17 protein-coding genes and 4 pseudogenes are annotated in these 20726 nt (G+C 66.9%); 18 read left to right on the top strand and 3 right to left on the bottom strand.

The features are described from left to right. Window positions 1-8: 8 nt before the first annotated feature. Window positions 9-872: a TPM domain-containing protein gene (locus OMK73_RS33550; RefSeq protein WP_267605786.1), complete on the top strand. Its 864-nt coding sequence runs from the start codon at window positions 9-11 to the stop codon at window positions 870-872. Window positions 873-878: 6 nt separating this feature from the next. After that, a pseudogene (locus OMK73_RS33545) lies at window positions 879-1381 on the top strand (TPM domain-containing protein). Window positions 1382-1399: 18 nt separating this feature from the next. Here OMK73_RS33545 and OMK73_RS33540 read toward each other — a convergent pair. Beyond that, window positions 1400-2659 (bottom strand): annotated as a pseudogene (locus OMK73_RS33540) (MFS transporter); the annotation flags it as partial. 77 nt (window positions 2660-2736) lie between these two features. Here OMK73_RS33540 and OMK73_RS33535 point away from each other — a divergent pair. After that, entirely contained in the window at window positions 2737-3795 is a 1059-nt protein-coding gene (locus tag OMK73_RS33535; RefSeq protein ID WP_267605785.1) for a LysR substrate-binding domain-containing protein, read from the top strand. 3 nt (window positions 3796-3798) lie between these two features. Here OMK73_RS33535 and OMK73_RS33530 read toward each other — a convergent pair whose 3' ends face one another. Next, window positions 3799-4887: a M48 family metallopeptidase gene (locus OMK73_RS33530; RefSeq protein WP_267605784.1), complete on the bottom strand. Its 1089-nt coding sequence runs from the start codon at window positions 4885-4887 to the stop codon at window positions 3799-3801. A 129-nt stretch (window positions 4888-5016) separates the two neighbouring features. Further along, a complete protein-coding gene (locus OMK73_RS33525) occupies window positions 5017-6114 on the bottom strand; it encodes a YjgN family protein (protein ID WP_267605783.1) in 1098 nt (365 codons plus the stop codon). Window positions 6115-7364: 1250 nt separating this feature from the next. Here OMK73_RS33525 and OMK73_RS33520 point away from each other — a divergent pair. The 15 genes and pseudogenes from OMK73_RS33520 to OMK73_RS33450 all read left to right on the top strand — a co-directional run. Next, a pseudogene (locus OMK73_RS33520) lies at window positions 7365-7532 on the top strand (Flp family type IVb pilin); the annotation flags it as partial. Between the two features lie 121 nt (window positions 7533-7653). After that, window positions 7654-8181, top strand: coding sequence for an A24 family peptidase (locus tag OMK73_RS33515; RefSeq protein ID WP_267605781.1), 528 nt, complete (start codon window positions 7654-7656; stop codon window positions 8179-8181). 73 nt (window positions 8182-8254) lie between these two features. After that, a complete protein-coding gene (locus OMK73_RS33510) occupies window positions 8255-8428 on the top strand; it encodes a hypothetical protein (RefSeq protein WP_267605780.1) in 174 nt (57 codons plus the stop codon). Between the two features lie 113 nt (window positions 8429-8541). Then, entirely contained in the window at window positions 8542-9393 is an 852-nt protein-coding gene (gene cpaB / locus OMK73_RS33505; RefSeq protein ID WP_267605779.1) for a Flp pilus assembly protein CpaB, read from the top strand. Between the two features lie 66 nt (window positions 9394-9459). Next, window positions 9460-11354 (top strand): annotated as a pseudogene (locus tag OMK73_RS33500) (type II and III secretion system protein family protein). Window positions 11355-11392: 38 nt separating this feature from the next. Further along, window positions 11393-11704 (top strand): hypothetical protein, encoded by a 312-nt coding sequence (locus OMK73_RS33495; protein ID WP_267605778.1) that lies wholly within the window; start codon window positions 11393-11395, stop codon window positions 11702-11704. Window positions 11705-11739: 35 nt separating this feature from the next. Next, window positions 11740-12852 (top strand): AAA family ATPase, encoded by a 1113-nt coding sequence (locus tag OMK73_RS33490; RefSeq protein ID WP_267605777.1) that lies wholly within the window; start codon window positions 11740-11742, stop codon window positions 12850-12852. Between the two features lie 148 nt (window positions 12853-13000). Then, on the top strand, window positions 13001-14356 hold the full coding sequence (locus tag OMK73_RS33485) for a CpaF family protein (protein WP_267605775.1): 1356 nt from the start codon (window positions 13001-13003) through the stop codon (window positions 14354-14356). Between the two features lie 31 nt (window positions 14357-14387). Further along, the gene (locus tag OMK73_RS33480) at window positions 14388-15362 is read left to right on the top strand and encodes a type II secretion system F family protein (protein WP_267605774.1); all 975 of its coding nucleotides are present in this window, start codon (window positions 14388-14390) and stop codon (window positions 15360-15362) included. 49 nt (window positions 15363-15411) lie between these two features. Next, entirely contained in the window at window positions 15412-16365 is a 954-nt protein-coding gene (locus tag OMK73_RS33475) for a type II secretion system F family protein (RefSeq protein ID WP_267605773.1), read from the top strand. 63 nt (window positions 16366-16428) lie between these two features. Further along, window positions 16429-16908 (top strand): TadE/TadG family type IV pilus assembly protein, encoded by a 480-nt coding sequence (locus tag OMK73_RS33470; protein ID WP_267605772.1) that lies wholly within the window; start codon window positions 16429-16431, stop codon window positions 16906-16908. Further along, a complete protein-coding gene (locus tag OMK73_RS33465) occupies window positions 16908-17543 on the top strand; it encodes a TadE family protein (protein WP_267605771.1) in 636 nt (211 codons plus the stop codon). Before OMK73_RS33470 ends, OMK73_RS33465 begins: the two co-directional genes overlap by 1 nt. Before the next feature lie 24 nt (window positions 17544-17567). Beyond that, window positions 17568-19049, top strand: coding sequence for a vWA domain-containing protein (locus OMK73_RS33460; protein ID WP_267605769.1), 1482 nt, complete (start codon window positions 17568-17570; stop codon window positions 19047-19049). Between the two features lie 127 nt (window positions 19050-19176). Then, window positions 19177-19845 carry a methyltransferase family protein gene (locus OMK73_RS33455; RefSeq protein WP_267605766.1) on the top strand — a complete coding sequence of 223 codons (669 nt, stop codon included), beginning with the start codon at window positions 19177-19179 and terminating at the stop codon, window positions 19843-19845. A gap of 90 nt (window positions 19846-19935) precedes the next feature. Further along, a complete protein-coding gene (locus OMK73_RS33450) occupies window positions 19936-20724 on the top strand; it encodes a metallophosphoesterase (RefSeq protein ID WP_267605763.1) in 789 nt (262 codons plus the stop codon). Window positions 20725-20726: the final 2 nt, after the last annotated feature.

Below are 20726 nucleotides of genomic sequence, written 5' to 3'. Positions count from 1 at the left end.
CCATGCTTATGCGGAATCTCTCTGAGCGCAGTGGCTGGACAGCCGCCATGCTGGCGCTGCTGCTGTGGCTGGGCGCGCTGCTGGCGTCCCCGGCCATGGCCGCCGGCGACGGCTTTGTCGCGGTGCCGCCGCTCACGCAGCGGGTGACCGACCTCACCGGCACGCTCAGCGCCAGCCAGCGCAGCGCGCTGGAAAACGTGCTGGCCGAGTATGAGCAGCAGCGCGGCAGCCAGATCTTCGTGCTGATGGTGCCCACTACCGATCCCGAGCCCATCGACGCCTACAGCATCCGCGTGGCCGACGCCTGGCGCGCCGGGCGCAAGGGCATCGACGATGGCGTGATCTTGCTGATCGCCAAGGACAACCCGCCCGGCCTGCGCAAGATGCGCCTGGAAGTGGGGCGCGGCGTGCAAGGCTCGCTGACCGATGCCATGTCCAAGCGCATCCTGCAAGACGTGATGGCGCCGCACTTCCGCCAGAACGATTTCTACGGCGGCATCGCGGCCGGCGTCTCGGCGATCCAGGCCACCATCGACAAGGAAGCCCTGCCCGGCCCGCAGGCCGGCCGCAAAGCCGCCCCGAGCGGCTCGTGGACCGACTGGCTGCCGGTGCTGTTCCCGCTCGCCATCATCCTGTTCTTCTTCATCTCCGCGGCCCGCCGCTCGGGCGGCTCGCCGATCGTGACGCGCGGGCGTGGCTGGGACGCGGCCGCCGGCGGACTCGGCGGCACCCTTGGCGGTCTCGGGGGTGGCGGCTGGGGACGCGGCGGCGGCGGCGGCGGCTTCGGAGGAGGCGGTGGCGGTGGCGGATTCGGTGGTGGTGGCGGTGGCGGTGGCGGCTTCGACGGAGGCGGCGCCTCCGGCAACTGGTAACGACACATGCCACACTTCAAACGCGCCCTGCGCCATCTTGGCACGCGCCCCGGCGCCGCCAGCAAGCACTTCCCCGCCGACGCCCAGCAGCAACTGCAGCAGGCGGTGCGCGCCGGCGAGCAGCGGCATCACGGCGAAATCCGGGTAGTGATCGAATCCAGCCTGCCCGTGGCGCTGGCCTTCTCTGGCACCACCCCGCGCGAGCGTGCCCGCGCCTTGTTCGGCGCGCTGGAGGTATGGAACACCGAAGGCCACACCGGGGTGCTGCTCTACATCAACCTGGCCGATCACGCGGTGGAGCTGCTGGCCGACCGCGGCATCGATGCACGCGTCGGCCCGCAGACCTGGCGCGCCATCTGCAACGAACTGGCGAGCGGGCTGGCGCGGGAGCTATCGGTCAAGCCCGTGCTGGCGGCGGTGGAAAAATCCACCATCAGCTCGCCGCCCACTTCCCCGCTGGCGACCGGCCCAATCCGAACGAGCTCGACGACCGGCCGGTCATGCTGTAGCGCTGCTGCCGCGACGCGCCCCAGCATGTACCACAGCGCGGCCAGCACCTGCAGCGCCACCAGCCCGCCCCACACTGTCAGGTGCGCCGCCTTCGGGTAGCGGCCTGCATCGGCGGCCCAGAGGTCCAGCAGCAGCCCGATGCCGACCTGGCAGGCAAAGGTGGACAGGAACACCGTCAAGGTCAGCGCCGTGGTGGCGCGCCCGATCAACGCGTCGGGGAAGCTGCGCGCCAGCACGGCATAGGCCAGGATGCCGCTGGAGCCGAACACCCCATAGGCCGCCCACAGCAAGGCCGGCGGCAGCGGCACACCCGCCATGATCACGCACTGGATCACGATGAACCCGCTCATGCCAACGCCCGCGAAGGTGTAAAGGCTCACGCCGGCACGCTCCAGGTGGCGCGCGGCCCAGCCGGCGCAAACGCAACCGCCCATCATGGCAAAGCCGATCACCGACACCAGGCGAGCGCCCTGCTCCGGCGAGTATCCGGCCACGTCGCGCAGGAAGGCACCGACCCACAGCGTCTGCACCGCCAGGAACACGCCTTGATTCAACAGGGCCAGCGGCACCACGCGCAGGAAGCGCTCATTGCGCAAGACCTGCCAGGTGCCGCGTAACTGCTCGGCAAGGCGCTGCTTGCCAGCGCGGCTGGTCTCGGGCGCACCGAGCCACAGCAGCGCCGCCATGGCCAGCGTCAACCCGGCCAGCCCGTAGCTTACGGTGCGCCAGTCGGTCCACGACAGCAGCCAGCCCAGCGGCGCGCCCACCACGACGGCGCCCAGCCCGCCGATCGCCATCACCACCCCGTTGAGCAAGGGCATGCGCGACAGCGGGAACCAGATCGACAAGGCCTGGATGGCAGCCCCCAGGCAAACCGACACGCCCACGCCGATCATCAGGCGCCCGGCCGCCAGCGCGGCCATGCTGGTCGCCGAGGCGAACACCAGCGCGCCGGCCACCGCCACCAGCAGCAACGCGGCCTCGGTGCGGCGCGGGCCAAAGCGGTCGAGCATCAGCCCGGCCGGCAACTGGGCGCAGGCAAACCCCAGGAAGTAGAAGCTGGTCAGCAGCCCCAGGTCGGCAGCGCCCAGCCCCATCTCGCGGATCAGATGCGGCGCGAAGCCCAGGTTGACGCCCCGGAAGATATAGGAGACCAGGAAACCTAGCGAAAAGATGCAAAGCACGCGCCAGCGCGCAGCGGCCAGCGCGGGATCGCCAGCCAGTGAGGCAGGAGAAGGCGCGGCAGTGGCAGGGGTGGATACATTGGTAGAAGTCATGTCTGCATTGTCGTCAGTCGCCGCGCGCAACACCAACGAAAGATACCCGCCGCAATTGTGAGTAGAATTTGACGGCAATGATCTCCCGACGTCCTAAAACCACCAAGCCCGGCCTGCCCGGCCAGTCCAGCTTGCCCGCCGGGCCGGCTGAACCCGCCCCGCCGCCCGAGCCCCTGCGCGCGCAGCGCGCGCCGCACCTGCCAGCGCTGCAGGCGCTGCGGGCGCTCGAGGCCGCTGCCCGCCACCGCAGCTTCTCCCGCGCCGCGGAAGAACTGGCGCTGACCCACAGCGCCATCAGCCACCATCTGCGCGCGCTGGAAGACAAGCTGGGCACCAAGCTGTTCCAGCGCACCGGCCACCTGATGATCCCCACCAATGTGGGCGCGCGGCTGGCCGAGCGGATTCGCGACGGGCTGGCTGAACTGGAAGACGGCCTGCGCGAGGCCAGCAACGGTGGCGCCCCGCAGGTGGTGCGGCTGGAGGTGAGCGTCATGGCCGACCTGGCCAACGCGTGGCTCATTCGCCGCCTGCCAAGCCTGCACGCGGCCCTGCCGGGACTGGACCTGCACCTGCGGCTGCACGCCGAGATCACACCGCCCGATCCGTACTCGGTGGATGTGGGCATCTGGCACCAGCGCGTGGACCTGCCCGGCTTTGCCTGCCACAACCTGATCGAGGACCATGTGATTGCGGTCGCCAGCCCGGCGCTGCTGGCACGCTACCCCGGCTTCAAGCTGGCCGACCTGCCCCGCCTGCCGATGCTGCGCTTCGCGCTGCGGCCGTGGCGCGACTGGCTGGAAAGCGCCGGCCTGCCCGGCACGGAGCCCGAGCGCGGGCCGATCTTCCAGGACGCGGGCATGATGCTGCAATCGGCGGTGGCGGGGCTGGGCGTGGCCACCGCGCGCCTGCAACTCGCCAGCGACTACCTTGCCAGCGGCGAACTGGTGCAGATCGGCACCACGCGCATCCCGTCCAGCCTGCACTACTGGGTCACCTGGCGAGAAGGCAACCCGCGCGAGAAGGCCATCCTGCGGTTCCATGGCTGGCTGCAAGGCCAGGTGGCGGCCGTAGCCCCGAACGCGCCACTTGACGCGCCCCTTGACGCGCCACTCGATGCGCCGCAGCCAGGCAGCTGAGGCTCAGCGGCCAGCCGCCCGCAGCGCCTCGATGCGCTCGCGCGTGAGCGGATGGGTAGAGAAGAAGCTGTCGCCCTCGTCGTTATCCCCGTTGTTGCCGCCATCCTCCGCGGCCCGCCGGCTGCGGCGCTCCCGCTTGGTTTCGCGCTCGCCGGAGGCGACTGGCGCGCTGGCCTCGCTCCCGCCATCGGCCTTGGCTGCCTGGACTTCCGCCTGCCGGGTGTGGGCGTCTTCCAGCGCCTGCAAGACATCGGCAAACGCCGACACCGGCAAGTGGTTGCGCTGCATGACCTCCACCGCATACGCATCCGCCGCGCGCTCATGGTCGCGCGAGTAGCGCAGCGTCAGGATCGCGGCAGGCACGCCCGCCAGCACCGTGGAATAGTCGCCAAAGAAATAAGCCGCCAGCGCGCCCACCGCCGAGGCCTGGAGGATCTGCCGCAGGCCATGGCGCTCGGCCACGTGCCCGGCCTCGTGGGCGAGCACGCCCATGAGGCCCGGACCCACGCCGGTCAGCTTGACGAGCTCATCGGTCACCACGATGGTGCCACCCGGCAGCGCCAGCGCATTGGCCCCGAGCCGGCCGCCGTGGCGGAACAGGATCTTGTACGCGTGGCCCGGATCGGCCGGACGCACGAGCGCGGCGAAGTCGGCGCGAATCCGTTGCTGCTGCGCCTGCGGCAGGGCCGAAGGCAGGAGCAGGCCATGATCGATGCTGGCGAGCGTGGCCTCGCCGAGCCGGGCTTCCAGCGCCGGCGGCACGCTGCGCGCCACCACGCCGGCGCCCCAGGGCAATACGTAGAAATATCCCAGCAACAGCGCCGCGGCCAGGCCCAGCACGGACAGCAGCGCCAGCCGCCAGCTGTTTTGCGCACGCACCACCCAGCTTTCGCGGTGGCCGCTGGCACCCAGCAGCGCGGCAAAGCCGGCGTGGTCGGTGACCTCGCAGAAGGCGCCGTCGGCAAACGTCACCAGGCGCGGCGCACGCTTGACCCGCTCGGAGACGCGCAGCGCGGCCAGCGGCGCGCGGCGCAGCACCGTGCCATCGGCTTCGCGCAGCACCGCGTCGCGCCCTTCGATAGACAGCCTCACCCGATGCGCTCGCGACGAGCGGCCATCGAAGTAAGTGGCGGCTACCGGGGCGGCGGCCGTGGCATCGGGGGAACCTTCATCAGGACCTTCGTAGCGGAGAAAATGAAGTGGGCGGAGCGATGGGCGTGGTCACAGTGCAATATCGATGTCGTACCAGTCCACAGCGGCGTCGCCCAGCGCGCCCACCTGCTGCGTCTCGCCAGCCACGAAGGCGTCCAGCGGCGCCGCCGCAAGCATGGTCATGCTCTCGATACGGTAGCGCATCGAACGCACCCGCGCGAACGGCAGGAACAGGCCCAGCGTCAGCGCGTTGGCGATCATGTTGGTGACAAAGATAAAGAACAGGCGGCCCGCGCCAACCTCGCTGCGAAACGCGTGCGGCGCCAGCGTGGTGTGGTTCCACACCAGATTCTGCAGCCGTGCCATGAAGAAGGGGCCGACGGCTAGCATCGCCACGAAGAAGCCGATGACGGCCATGATCCCCGCCACCGCCGGCGCGCCGATGCCCGCCCCCATGCCGGCGCCAATCCCGGCACCGATGCCCTTGCCCAGCATGCCGCCGGCAATGCTCGTTCCCACCACGACAGCCACCATCATGCCGAACGCGCGCAGGTAAACACCATAGAAGCCGCCCGCACTCGCGCTGATGCCGAAGGGCGCCGTGCCGAAGCGGGTGTTGTCATGCTGGTATTGCTTGAAGCGCTGATGCGCGAGCGGCGCCAGCGCATACAGGGAGAGCACCGTGAGCACGGGCCAGAGCAGGAACACCTTGTAGGCCTGGGCATCGCCCCCGGTGAAGGCAAAGCGCAGGCCGCGGTAGCTGGAGTTCGCCATGCGAAAGCGCAGGGAACGCACCAGCAGCAACGGAAACACCACCGCCAGCGCCAGGCCCAGCGCCAATGTCAGGAACAAGGAGATATGGCTGGCAAGCTGGAACACCATCGCCAGGCCAAACACGATGGCGCGGCCCTTGAGGATGGCGGAGGCACGGCCGTGGTAATCGAAGCTCGCGCCGTCCAGCCGCGTGTTGCGGTAGAAGTACTGCATCGTGCGGACCTTGGCCCAGGCCGAGTAGATGCCCAGCGTGACAATGGTCAGCAAGGTATTGACGATCCAGATGCGGAAAAACTCGGAGCCCGAGCCGATGAACTCGAACCGCAGAGGACGCACCGTCGCGGCCGGCTGCTCGTATGCCGTCGCGTGGAACGCATTGTTGTCTAGCTGCATCCTGTTTTCTCCCCGTGAATTGTGCAAATTAGCGATGCGTCGGCTAACCGCGGTGCCCGCACGCCGCGTGACGATATCTCTTATCCCGGCATAGCGGCCAGCAATGTATCAGGAATGCAACCAAATCGACCGTATCCCGCGAGCATCGTAGGAAGTTCCCAGGTCATCCAACAAGACGAGGAAGCGCCCGGGCCAATGTGAGCCAGCCAACATTCGTCCTCCTGTCCGGCTACATCTTTTGTCGCCGGAGTACGCTTCTGGCGCACTCCCCGCCCTGTCGCGGCACCTGTCGCAATGTCCGCGTGCACTAGGGCGGATAACCCGTTCGTGCTGGGGAGTATCACCACTGCAACCATTCGCACGGTCGTGCGGCGACTGCTCCACCACCCGGATACGCCATCGCAAAATCCCTGGCGCCGGATCCGGGAGGGGCCCGCAAAAAGCCTCTTAGGCGCCCTTTTAAGCACTTGGCGGCACAGGTAGGCACGGAACGCATCACTCTTTGCGTTCCGCGCCATGTTGCGGCGCAAGCAAACAGCTGGCAAGCAGTAACAACAAGGAAACATCTTGTTACAAGAAACGTCGCGTGTAACAAGTGCCAAAAAAACATCACGCATTAAATCAAAGACTTAGCACCTCTGGCACGTTCGTCGCTCTTATCCTCGTTACAAAGAGCAGAGCGACCGAAACACAAAAATGGGTCGCCAAGGATGCCGGAGCCAAGGGGTTTCAGAACCACCAGCACAGACATCACGACAACAGACTTGACGGGGGTGAAGCGGCGGCCGTGACAGGGGTTGCTTCGCGGGGAGGTTGAGCGCCGGGCCAGCGCAATTTTGAGAATCCATGGCCCACGCCGCACACGGTGATCATCAACGCGCCGGTGCAGCGATCACAAAAGCAGTCTTGTAGCACTTTCAGGCGCGGGACCGATTCCTGAGGGAGGAAAAGAATCGGCCCGCGGCACCTACCCAGGCGCCATAAGCCGCATCAGCGGCAACGCGCCAGGTGAGGGCCAGCCGGGTGGCAAGCCAGCCGGATGATCCCCTGGAAAATGGTGGAGCTGGGAGGCCCACCTTGTCGTGTTGCGCACCGGGGGACAGCGATCTCTGCATCGCTGTAGCGCTAGCGTGCACCGCGTCATCGTGACATCCCCCATCTTGGCCATGGCTGGCGTCCCCAGCCGAATCTTGTGCCCGAACTTCAGCGGGCGCTTTTTCCCTTTAAACCATGACGTGAAGGAGAAGGACATGAACACCATGTTCGAAGGCATCAAGCGTTTTGCACGTGAAGAGGACGGGGCCGCCGGGATCGAATACGCACTGCTGCTTGCGTTCGTGGCGCTCTGCATGGTGACAGCCGGACCGCTGATCAAGACTGCCGTGACGACCATCTGGACCAACATCCAGACCGCTCTCACCGCCGCGGCCTGGTGCGGCACGCACGGCCCTGACAGCCTCTGCCGCTGGCAGGGCCGTAGCGAACACGAACGCAAGAGCCAACACCCGTAACAAGAACGCCTGCCCACGGAGGCATGCCATGCGCGCACTCGACCTCACCGCCAACGGACTGCTGCTCGCCATGCTCGGCATTGCCGCGATCAGCGATCTGCGCAGCCACCGGATTCCGAACTGGCTGGTGCTGGCAGGCTTGCAGGCAGCATGGCTCGTGCAGGTCTTCGGCCACGGCATTAGCGCAGGCAGCTGGGCGTGGCTAACCGGGGCGGCGGCCGGCCTGGCACCGTTCCTCGTGCTCTACCTGATCGGCGCGCTGGGCGCCGGAGACGCCAAGCTGATGGCAAGCATCGGCGCCTTCGTGGGCGTGCAAGCCGCACTGCATATCGTGGTCGCCAGCTTCCTGCTTGGCGGCGTGATGGCGGTGACCATCATGCTGACACGCAAACACGCGCGCCAGACCCTGGCGAGCCTGTCTGCGCGGCTGCTGTGGCTGCCGTTTGGCTGGCGCGCCACTGCGACGGGCAACGACCAGATGGAAACAACCGCACGCCTGCCCTACGCCGTCGCGATGGCAGGCGGCGTCCTGCTGGTCATGGCAGGCACGCTCTGAGGTACGCAGCGCTACGCGACGGACATCGGTACACAGGCCCCGCCAGTGGGCTGAGAAAAGGGAGAGAACCATCATGCGCGAGCACCTGTCCACCGCCCCACCCTCATCCGCGCCGTCGCATAAGCGCCGGCGCGAGAATACCGGCCTCTATCGCCAATGGCTCGCACACCGGCGCACGCGTGCCGCGCTGCTGCGCTGCCGCCGGAGCGCGCACGGCCACGGACGCCGCATCTCCGCCTGCAACTGAACGCCGCCACGCGGCACCGCTGACATGGAGTTTGGCGTGACAGCCAAGGGACGCGCTCGCGCATCGCCTGGCGGCGCGCCGACGCCGGGATTCAAACTGGGGAGGACCATCAAATGAGAAATGTACGCGCAATCGTGATGCTGCTGGTGGCGGCCCTGGCCGGCCTGGCAGCCGTTGTCCTGGCCTCGCGCTGGATGATGCAGCAAAGCTCGGGCAGCGTGACCAAGGTGGTGGTGGCCGCGACCGACATCAACCTGGGGCAACGGCTCGCGCCCGAATTCGTCAAGGCCGTCGACTGGCCGCGCGACAGCCTGCCGCCCGGCGCGCTGACCGACCAGAAACTGATCGACGGACGGGTGACCAAGTCCAGCGTCATGCGCGGCGAGCCCATCCTGGAATCCAAGCTCACGCCCATTGGCACCCGCGGCGGACTCTCCGCGGTGATTGCCGACGGCAAGCGTGCCATCACGGTGCGCGTAAACGACGTGGTGGGCGTGGCGGGTTTCGCGCTGCCGGGCAGCTTCGTCGACATCATCGTGAACACCCAGAAGGACACCACCAAGGGCGAGAACACCACGCAGAACGAACAGTCGATCTCGAAGATCGTGCTGGAGAAGATCCTGGTGCTGGCCATCGCGCAAGAGGTCAATCGCGACGAGACCAAACCCAAGGTGGTGAACGCCGTGACGCTCGAAGTCTCGCCCGAGGAAGCGGAAAAGCTCGACCTGGCGCGCAGCGTGGGCACGCTCTCGCTGGTGTTGCGCAACCAGATCGACCCGCATCCCGTGGACACCGCCGGCGCCACCAAGCGCAGCCTGCTCAACGAGCCGGTGCTCAAGGCCGCGGTGGCCGCGCCGGTGGTGGTCAAGGCCGTCCAGGTCGTGCATCGCCTCACAGAAAAGAAGATCGCCACCAACTGCGTAGGCGTGATCAGCGGCATGCAGCAAAACCAAGAATGCTTCTAACGCACAGACGTTGACATTGCCAAATGCCGGCCCCAGCCGATGGGGTCAACAACCGGGGGAATTCAAATGGACCGAGACCACCACCAGGAGGGCAGCCCGCGCGCCAGCGCGCCGCGCAGCGGCCCCACAAGGCGGAGCCTCACCGCGCTGGCCGTGCTGTCGTTGACCAGCGTCTGGCTGGCCAGCGAACAGGCGCAAGCCGCCGATGCCGCGGCTGCCGCGCAAACCGCGCCGGGCACCCAACAGGCGATGAAACTGGCCGCCGCCGGCCCGATCCAGCTCACCATCGGCGCGGCCAGCGTGCCGCCGCCGCCCCCGACGCGGGCATCAGCCGCGGGCCGAACTGCACCAGCGCCGCGCGCGAGCCGCAGCAGGTGCAGGTGCCGGTTGGCAAGTCGCGGATGATCTCGCTGCCGGAAGCGGTGCGCACGCGCACGCTGGGCAACCCCAGCGTGGTGCAGGCCATGCTGGTGTCGCCGCAAACCCTCTACCTGCTCGGCCTGGATGTCGGAACGACAAACATGATCGTGCAGGGCAAGAGCGGCAGTTGCTCGGTCATCGACGTGACCGTCGGCGCCGACCCGGGCGGCTTGCAGTCGACCCTGCACGAACTGCTGCCCCAGGCCCGCCAGGTGCGCGTTGCCTCTGCCGCGGACAGCTTGGTGCTCAGCGGCAACGTGCCCGACTCCACCGTCGCGCAGATGGTCATCGACATCGCCAACGCCTTCGTCGTGCGGCAAACCCGCAGCCCGCTGCAGGCGCCGCAGCAGCAGATCGGCGTCCCCGTGGCAAACCCGATGCTCGCCATGGCCGGCAACAGCATGGGCGGGCTGGGCATGCTCGGCGCGCCCGCCGGCGGCAACGGCGCGCAGCCGCTGCGCAGTCCGCGCATCATCAACATGATGACGGTGGACTCGCCGCAGCAGGTGATGCTGGAAGTCAAGGTGGCGGAAGTATCGAAGACGCTGATCGACCAGCTCGGCGCCTCGGCCAACCTGAACGGCGCGTTCGGCAGCTGGAGCTTTGGGCTGCTTGCCAACTTCCTCTCGGGCGGCGCCGGCGTGATCTCCGGGATGAAGTCCAACAACCTGCCCTTCAACTTCCACGTGGATGCACAGAAAGGCGACAGCCTGGTCAAGGTGCTGGCCGAGCCCAACCTGATGGCCATCAGCGGCCAGGAAGCCAGCTTCCTCGCGGGCGGCAAAGTATTCATCCCGGTGCCGCAAGCCTCCAGCGCCGGCGGCACGACCATCACGCTGCAGGAGGAAACCTTCGGCGTCGGCCTGCGCTTCACGCCGACCGTGCTGGCCAACGGCCGGATCAACCTGAAGGTGGCGCCCGAGGTCTCCGAGCTCTCGCCGACCGGCGTAGCGCTCAGCGCGCCAAATCTCAGTGGCACCACCATCCTGCCGCTGATCACGACCCGCCGCGCCTCCACCACGCTGCAGGTGATGGACGGCCAGAGCTTTGCCATCGGCGGACTGATCAAGAGCAACGTCACGGGAAGCCTGAAGGCACTGCCGGGCGCGGGCGAGCTGCCCGTGCTGGGCAACCTGTTCCGCAGCACCAACTTCCAGCAGGACAAGAGCGAACTGCTGTTCGTGGTCACGCCCCGGCTAGTCAAGCCGCTGCCGGCCAACTATCCGATGCCCACGGACTCCTTCGGCGCGCCGACCCCGGGCGAGGTCTTCATCAACGGCAACATGGAAGGCCATCCCGCGGTCACCGCGCCGCCTCCCATGCCACCGGCCCCCGTTGGCGCCCCTCCCGCACCCATGGCACCGGCACCGGCCGCGCCCACCACCAGCACCTCGCCCGCGAGCGGCGCGCGCGACACGGCCAACGCTGGCGCGCTCATGCCGGCATCCACCGCCGGCGCCATGGCAGCGCAAACCACCGCCGACGCTACCTTGCCTGGCTCGCCCGCGGCGCCGGCGTCGAGCATGGACTCAACGCAATGAGCCCGATGCCAACGGAACGCAAAGAACAGGGGAACATCATGAACTTCCACAACCTACCTGCACGACTCTCCCGGCTTGCCGTCACTGCCGCGGCGGCCGGCGTGGCCGGCTGCATGACCACCACGCCGGTGTACGACGCCCACTTCGGCGACGCCGTGCGCACCGTGCGTGCCATGCAGACGCTCAACCCTGACGCGTCGGCGAACGCGGACCCGGTGACCGGGGTCGATGCGCGCAGCGCCACCTTTGCCCTGGATCGCTACAACTCATCGTACCGCAACCCGCCGAGCGACGGGAACGCCTACGCGATCGGGGTGGGCAGCTCATCGTCCTTGGGCTCCACGCCCTGACCGCGAGGCCGATCCGCAAACTGGGAGATATCGAGATGGCAAAGCTAATTCTGGTCTCGGCCGACGAGACGCGGGCCCGGCAAATGTCCGCGATGGCCGGACAGGTCGCGACGCAGCGGCAGGTACAACTGGTCTGCACCGATCCGGAGCGGGCGCTCGGCATGGCCGGACTGATCCACCCATCCGATTTCCTGATCCTGCAGGCGGACGATTTCAGCCTCAACGTGCTGGAACGCCTGCGCCAGCGCTTTCCGGAGCCGGGGGACGTGCCCTGCATCCTGGTCACGCCCTCGCCAACCTCCGAGCTGCTGATGCGCGCCATGCGCATGGGCGTGCGCAGCGTGCTGCGCTGGCCGCTGGACCCCCGCGAGTTCAACGACGAGTTGGAACGCCTGGCGATCAAGCCGCACGGCAGCGCCGAGGCCGAGGCCCGCACGCTGACCTTCACCTCCTGCAAAGGCGGCAGCGGCACCACCTTCGTCGCCGCCAACCTCGGCTATGCCATTGCCGCCACGCGCGGCAAGCGCGTCCTGCTGGTAGACCTGGTCCAGCAGTTCGGCGATGCCGCCTTTCTGGTCACGGACAAGGCGCCGCCGGCCATGCTCACCGACATCTGCCAGCAAGTCGACCGGCTGGACCTGGCCTTGCTCGACGCGTGCATCACGCATGCGCATCCCAACTTCGACGTCATCGCCGGAGCCGGCGACCCGGTGAAGGCGGGGGATATCAAGGCAGCCCATCTCGAGAGCATCCTCGACCTGGTGCGCCCGGCATACGACGTGATCATCTTTGACGTGGGCCAGGACATCAACCCTTCCTCGATCATGGTGCTGGACCACAGCGACAGGATCTATCCAGTGCTGCAACTCACCCTGCCCTACCTGCGCGCCGGGCGGCATCTGATGGAGATCTTCCACTCGCTGGGCTATCCCACCGAGCGCCTGCACATGGTGATCAACCAGTTTGAGAAGAACCCGCCGGTGGACCTGCACACGCTGGAAGAGACGCTGGGCGCAAAGGTCGCGCACATGCTGCCGTCGGATCCCAAGCCGGCACGCGACGCCAGCAACCAGGGCGTGCCGGTGCTGCAACTGGCCGAGCGCAGCGCAATCTCGCGCGCGCTGGTGCAGATGGTCGAGAGCGTCTAGCCGGGCGCGGCAAAGAAAGAGGACGGGTTGCTGCAAAAGCTGCTGGGACATCGCGGCAGCCAGGCCGGCACCGGCCTGCGCATCGAGAAGCATGCCTAGCCAGCCCTGATCAAACACATCGGCGCCAGGCGCGCAGCGGAGAACCGACATGTCATTGCGTGAACAACTCTACGAGAAGGCTGGCGAAACCATCACCGAGCGCATCGGCGCTGCCAGCAACACCGCGAACGCGGCCTACCAGCAGCTCAAGACGGAGATCCACGAAGCCATCATCGAACGCGTGGAACTGGAGAAACTGCAGCGCCTCTCGCCGGAGCAGGTACGGCGCGAGCTGGCGCTGCTGGTCGAGCGCATCATCGACGAACGCAATATCCCCATCAACGAAACCGAGCGCAAGCGGCTGGTGTCGGACGTGCGCGACGAGATGCTCGGCTTCGGCCCGCTCGAACCCCTGCTGAGCGACCCGACCGTCTCGGACATCCTGGTCAATACGTACAAGCAGGTCTACGTGGAGCGCCGCGGCAAGCTGGAACTGACGGGGGTGACCTTCAACGACGATGCCCACCTGATGAAGATCATCGACAAGATCGTGTCGCGCGTAGGGCGGCGCATCGATGAATCGAGCCCGATGGTGGATGCGCGGCTGCCCGATGGCTCACGCGTGAATGCGATCATCCCGCCGTCGGCAGTGGACGGCCCGCTGCTGTCGATCCGGCGCTTCTCCGTCAATCCGCTGATGGTCAAGGACCTGGTGGAGCTGCAGACGCTCACGCCGCCGATGGCGCAGCTGATCGAGGCCATGGTCAAGGCCAAGCTGAACATCCTGATCTCGGGCGGCACCGGCAGCGGCAAGACCACGCTGCTCAATATCCTCTCGGGCTTTATCCCGCCGAGCGAACGCATCGTCACCATCGAGGATGCGGCGGAACTGCAGCTCCGGCAGGACCACGTGCTGCGCCTGGAGACGCGCCCGCCCAACATCGAGGACCGGGGCGAGATCACGCAACGCGCGCTGGTCAAGAACGCGCTGCGCATGCGCCCGGACCGCATCATCCTCGGCGAAGTGCGCGGCGCGGAAGCGCTCGACATGCTGCACGCGATGAACACCGGGCACGAAGGCTCGCTCGCCACCATCCACGCCAATACGCCGCGCGACGCGCTGACCCGGCTCGAGAACATGGTCAGCATGGCCGGCCTCGCGCTGCCGCCCAAGACGATGCGCCAGCAGATCACCTCGGCGATCACCGTGATCCTGCAGGTGTCGCGCCTGACCGACGGCCGGCGCAAGCTGATGAGCGTGCAGGAGATCACCGGCATGGAGAGCGATGTGGTCAACATGCAGGAAATCTTTACCTTCAAACGCACCGGCGTGAACGCGGAAGGTCGCGTCAAGGGGCACTTCTGCGCCACCGGCGTGCGGCCGCATTTTTGCGAACGGCTGCATTCGTTCGGCCTGAGCGTGCCGGACCGGCTGTTCGAGCCCTCGCTGCGCTTCGACGTATGACCCACCCGCACGCTGCGCAGGAGACCACGCCATGAACACGACCCTCGCTGGCTTCGGCCTTTCGCTCTTCATCGCCATCGTGCTGCTGATCGTGGTGGGCTACCAGTGGTGGCAGCGCAAGCACAGCGCCAGCGCGCGGCGCCTGGGACGGCGCCTGCGCGCAGTGGCGCAGACGGCCTGGCAAGGCGAGACCTCGTCCATCATCAAGCAGCGCCAGCTGAGCGGCTCGGCCTTCTTCGCGAACCTGCTGCGCAAGACGCCGCGCGTCCAGGCGCTGGACCGCCTGCTGATGCAGTCCGGCCTCTACTGGAACGTGTCGACCTTTCTCGGCCTGACCTTGCTGCCGGCGGCGGCACTCTACGTGATCAGCCTGCTGCTGGACCTGGCTGCGTTGCCGGCCGCCGCCGCGGGCCTGTGCTGGCTGCCGGTGCCGCTGTGGTTCGTCAACCGACGCCGCAGCCGCCGCCTGCAACAGATCGAGGCGCAGCTGCCCGAAGGAGCCGACATGATGAGCCGCGCGCTGCGCGCCGGGCACTCCTTCTCCAGCGCGCTCGACATGGCCGGCGACGAATTGCCTGATCCGCTCGGCGCGGAGTTCCGCCTGGCTTTCGACGAAATCAACTACGGCGCCTCGATGCACGACGCGCTGAACAACCTGGCCACCCGCGCGCCGCTGCCCGACCTGCGCTACCTGGTGATCGCCGTGATGATCCAGCGCGAATCCGGCGGCAACCTGGCCGAGATCCTCGGCAACGTCAGCCACATCATCCGCGAACGCATGAAGCTGCTGGGCCAGGTGCGTGTGCTCTCGGCCGAGGGACGGCTCTCTGGCGTGATCCTGGCGCTGATGCCCTTCGGCGTGGCGGGCGCCATGTTTTTCCTGAACCCGGATTTCCTCACGCCGCTGGTGACGGATCCCAGCGGGCCGTGGATCGTCGGCTATGCCATCGCTCTGATGGTGCTTGGCCTGGTGTGGATGCGCAGGATAGTGCGTATCCATATCTAGGCAGGGACAAGTTCAACTTAGGAAAGGATGGGCGCCGCCCAACACAATCATGAGACTCGAGCAAATCCTCCTCCTGGTCTTCACCTTCTTGCTGGCCTTCGGAGTCACGCTGGCCGCCATGATGCTGCTGCGCAGCGATGCGCTGCAGCGGCGCATCACGCAGGTGACCCGGGCCGCTGCCCCCGACGATGCCACCCCGTCCGCGCTGCAGGCCGACTGGATGCGCAAGCTGGAACGGGTGTCCAAGCCGCTGGCCAAGCTGTCCCTGCCCAAGGACGGCTGGGACGGCTCCGCCCTGCGCACCCGCTTCATGAACGCCGGCTGGCGCAGCCCCTCCGCGGTGCCGGTCTACTTCGCCGCCAAGACCGCGCTGGCCCTGCTCTTCCCCTTGCTGCTGTTCGTGCTGACGGGCGGCGTGATCAGCGAGGACAGCCCACGCCTGCTGCCCGCCGCGCTGCTGGGCGTGGCGATCGCCGGCTTCTACCTGCCGGACCTGGTGCTGCGCAGGCGCATCCGTCAACGCAAGCTGGAGATTTTCGAGAACTTCCCAGATGCGCTCGACCTGATCACGGTGTGCGTGGAAGCCGGCCTGGCGCTCGACGCGGCCTTGCTCAAGGTGGTCGAGGAATTGCGCGCCAACCGCAACGCGCTGGGCGAGGAGCTTGAGTTGCTGGTGCTGGAGCTGCGCGCCGGCCTGTCACGCGAGAAGGCGCTCCGCAACCTGGCGCTGCGCACGGGCGTGGAAGACGTCGACATGCTGGTCAGCATGCTGATCCAGGCGGACCGTTTCGGCACAAGCGTGTCGGACTCGCTGCGGGTGCACGCGGACACACTGCGCGTCAAGCGCCGCCAGTACGCAGAGGAGTGCGCGGCAAAGATCGCGGTGAAACTGCTGTTCCCGCTGATCTTCTTCATCCTGCCGTCGTTGTTCGTGGTGCTGCTTGGCTCGCCGGCCATCCAGTTCTATCGCTCGCTGATGCCGTTCATGATGGGCACCAGCTAGCGGGCCGCGTATCTGGCACCGGTACTGGCACCGGTACCGCCGCAATCCACAAGGGGCTACGACATGCAAACCCTGGACACCAAGACTTCCCGGCGGCAACGCGGCGCCAGCGCGGTCGAGTTCGCGCTGGTGGCCCCCGTGTTCTTCCTGCTGCTGTTCTCGATCGCGGACTTCGGCATGATGATGTGGGCCAACCTGACCATGCAGCACGCCGTGCGCGAAGGCGCGCGCTATGCGGTCACCGGACAGGACAACCTCGATCCGCATACCAGTTCGCAGCAGCGCTACGTGGCCGTGCTGACGAAGATCCACGACAGCTCTCTGGGGGTGTACGACATGTCGAACGCGACGGTCACCACCTGGGTCAACGGCACCAGCCAGGCCAGCGGCGGCAGCATGTTCGGCGCCGCCGGCGACCTTGTGGTGATCCAGGTCAATTGCTCCTGGCCCTTGCTCACGCCGATGGTCGCGGCCTTCTTCACGTCCACTGGCGGCAAGTACAACTTCAGCGTCGCCGCCACCATGCGCAACGAGGCCTTCTGATGAAACGCACCCGTCCACTGCGCCGCAGGCAGGCAGCGCGCGGCATCGCCGCGATCGAGTTCGGCATCCTGCTGCCGATCTTCATCTTCCTGACGCTGCCCGTGATCGATTTCGCGCGGGCCATCCAGGCCAACCTGATCCTGGTCAACCTGACCCGCGAAGGCGCCAACCTGGCCTCGCGCAGCGCGGCCTACACACCGCAGGACATCATGGTGGCTCTGGCGCAAACCACGCCGCCGCTGAAGATGAGCCAGCGCGGCATGATCTACATCACCAAGGTCATGGGCGACGCCGAGAACTGCGCCGGCGGTAACTGCACGGTGCGCAACATCGTGCTTGAGCAGTACCGCTGGACGGGCGGCTGGTCGCTAGGCGGCTCCGTGCCGGGCAGCCTGGTGTGGAACTGCGGCAGCGGCAGCGGCTCATGGGCGAGCGACGGCAGTTGCGCCGGCCTGCCTTCCGGCGGCACCTCGTCGCCCACCGCGAACGCCATGACGGGCTTGCTGAGCGACGGCCAGATCGTCTACGTCGTCGAGTCTTACTACAACTTCGACATGTACTTCAAGGGCCTGACGATGGGCGTGCTGAAAATGCCGAACATCGGGCCCAACCTGTACTCGGTCACCTCGTTCTGAAACAAGGAACGCCAAGGAGCAGCCATGAAACTGCAACACGCTGACAAGCAACGGGGGCAGATCACCATCATCGCGGGCCTGCTGGTGATCGGGCTGCTGGGCGTCGTCGGGCTGGCCGTGGATGCCGGCATGGCCTATGTGACCAAGGCCAAGCTGAATGCCGCCGTGGACTCCGCCGCGGTCGCCGCGGCCAAGGCGGTCACCAACGGCACCACACAGGCCGACCAGGCGGCAAATGCCCGCCAGGCCGCCAACAACTTCTTCTACGCCAACTATCCCACGGGCTACCTGCGCGCCACGCCCTCGCTGAATCCGGTGACAGTGAACTTCGATACGCCCACGCTGGGGGCGATCACCATCGGCGTCTCCGCCACGGCGACGATGCCGCTTTCGCTGATGAAGATTCTCGGCTTCAACAATATCGCCGTGGCCGCGACATCGCAGTCCATCCGCAAGGACCTTGACCTGATCTTCATCATTGATTCATCGGGTTCGATGGGTCCCGTATGGAGCACGGTCAGGGCGAACGCCAACAGCTTCCTCGAACAGTTCAGCCCCACGGAGGACCGCGTGGGCCTGGTGCATTTTTCAACCGGGGCTGTTTCGGATATCAACATCAACACGACGCAGCGCGGGTTCAACCGCACGGTCATGGAGAACACGATCACCAACCTCTCCAACGGCGGCAACACCAACTATGCGGAAGCGCTGTGGCAGGCCCGCTCGCAGCTCAACAGCATCGCGACCAGCAACCGGTCGAGCCTGCGCGTGGTGGTGCTTTTCTCAGACGGCGAGCCCAATACGCTGGCCGCCAGCTACCGCATGGACACCAGCACGAGCACCACCACCACCATCACCACGACCACCTGCAACAGCAAGGGCAAGGCCTGCAAGAGCAGCAGCACGAGCAACACCACCAGCAGCACGGTCAACGGCACCACGTTCTGCGCGGGCAGCGCCACGACCAGCTCGCCCAGCTCCAGCGTTGGCGGCTTCTACCAGATCAACCAGCAAAACACCAAGATGACCGGCGCCTGCGCGAATCTCAGCTCGAGTTCGACGCAGACCAGCGGCAGCTCGGGGGACGGCAAGACGCCCGGCATCTTCACCTCCACCTCCACCACCACCACGGTCACGCCGACCCAGATGCCTGCGTACTACAACGCCCACAACGCGGCCGACCACGAGTTCCCGATCACGCCCACTTCGGTGCCCTACGTCGTCGACTCCACCTTCAACGCCCAGAACATCTACAACGCCTCGACCAACGTGCCGGTGGAGATGGCCACCTACCTGCGCAGCAACGGCGTGTACATATTTACCCTGGGACTGGACGGCAACGGCGGCTTCAACGCCGACCTGCTCAAGAACCTGGCCAACACGCCGGATGCGCCTCTGTACAACAGCGCCCAGCCGTCAGGCGTCTATTGCTACGCCGCCAACATCAGCGGCCTCAAACCGTGTTTTTCCAAGCTGGCTTCGGAGATCCTGCGCATTTCCAAGTGAGCGGGACACGGGACACGGGATACGGGCCACGGGTGGCGACGGTGCGGCAGGCAAACGGGTAAAGCGCGGGATGGTATGAACGCGTTGCAATTGCGATCCAGAAGTGGTGCCTTTTCAGGGAGAAATCATGTACGACAGCAAATCCGTTGAGTTCGTCGGGACGCCCCCGCCCATGGCACTGCGGCCCCGCGAGATCGTGGTTGAGATGGGCCTGCGCATCGCCACCGCCCTGCTCCTCGGCCTGTTCGCCTACGCGGCTATCACGCACTGGCTCGCCGAGCCGACGCGCATCACGCTGCTGCTGATCGTCGTGACGGAATGCCTGACGGTCGGGCTGTCACTGATCGTACGGGTGCCGGCGCGGCGCGACTGGAGTTTCGTCGCCGTCCTCTGCTCACTCGGGGGCACCTACTACTTCATGGCCATCCAGCTTGCGCCCGGCACGCGCATCGTGCCGGAGGCGATCGGCGCCGGGCTGCAGATCGCCGGGCTGGCCTGGCAGATCTTCGCCAAGGCCTCGCTGCGCTATTCGTTCGGCATCCTGCCGGCCAACCGCGGAATCGTGTCGGATGGCGCCTACCGGCTCGTTCGTCATCCGATCTACCTGGGCTACCTCGCCACCGACATCGGCTTCCTGCTGGCCAACTTCGGGCTGCAGAACGTGCTGGTGTTCGCCGGGCAGTTTGTCCTGCAGGGGATCCGCATCGCCCGCGTGGAAGCGCTGCTGTCGGAGGATCCCGAGTACCGGGCCTATCGGGGCAAGGTTCACTACCGCGTTTTACCGGGCGTCTTCTGAGGGCCACGCCGGCCTTGACCGGGCCGGCGCTTTTCTGAAGAATCCATGCACGTGCGCGCCTGCGCCAGCGCACACCCGCATGGAGCCAGCATGAGAATCCGCATCCTCAGCGATCTGCACCTCGAACACGACGCGCCGGAGTCAGTCCCCGCCTGCCCCGCCGACCTGGTGGTGTTGGCCGGCGATATCGCCAACGGCCGCGCCGGCGTCGATTGGGCCGCGCGCACCTTTTCGGGGCCGGTGGTCTATGTGCCGGGCAATCACGAGTACTACGAGGGCGCCTTCGAAACGGTCGACGCCGCCATGGCACAAGCCTCCCAGGCGGCGCCGCACGTGCGGGTGCTCAATGATGCCGTTGCCTATTTCGATGATCTTGCGGGCGAACCGGTGCGCGTGATCGGCACCACCTGGTGGACCGACTACGCGTTGTTCGGCGCCGGCCGGCGCGAGGAGTCGATGCTGGCTTGCGCGGGCGTGATGGTCGACCACCGCCTGATCGAGGTGGCGGATGGCAACGGCCAGCACCGCCGCTTCACCGTGGCCGATGCCCTGGCGCGGCACCAGGCCGCCAGCGCCTGGCTCGCGGCGCAGCTCGCCACGCCCTTTGCCGGCAAGACGGTGGTGGTCACCCACCATGCGCCGGATCTGGGCAGCCTCGACCCGCGCTTCTCCCACGACCTGGTCTCCGCCGGCTTTATCTCGCGCCGCCCGGACCTGGTCGCGCAGGCCGACCTGTGGGTGCATGGCCATACGCATACGGGCTTCGACTACCGCCTCGACGATGCGCGCGTGGTGTGCAACCCGCGCGGCTATATCCGCCGCAAGACCGGCGAGCTGGAGAACCCGGCCTTCGACTGGTGCTATACCGTGGAGCTCTGAGG

It is taken from the genome of Cupriavidus sp. D39 (assembly GCF_026627925.1).
Lineage (GTDB): Bacteria > Pseudomonadota > Gammaproteobacteria > Burkholderiales > Burkholderiaceae > Cupriavidus > Cupriavidus ulmosensis.
The sequence above is the reverse complement of the archived record's forward strand: the minus strand, read 5'-3'. Positions and strand labels throughout refer to the sequence as shown.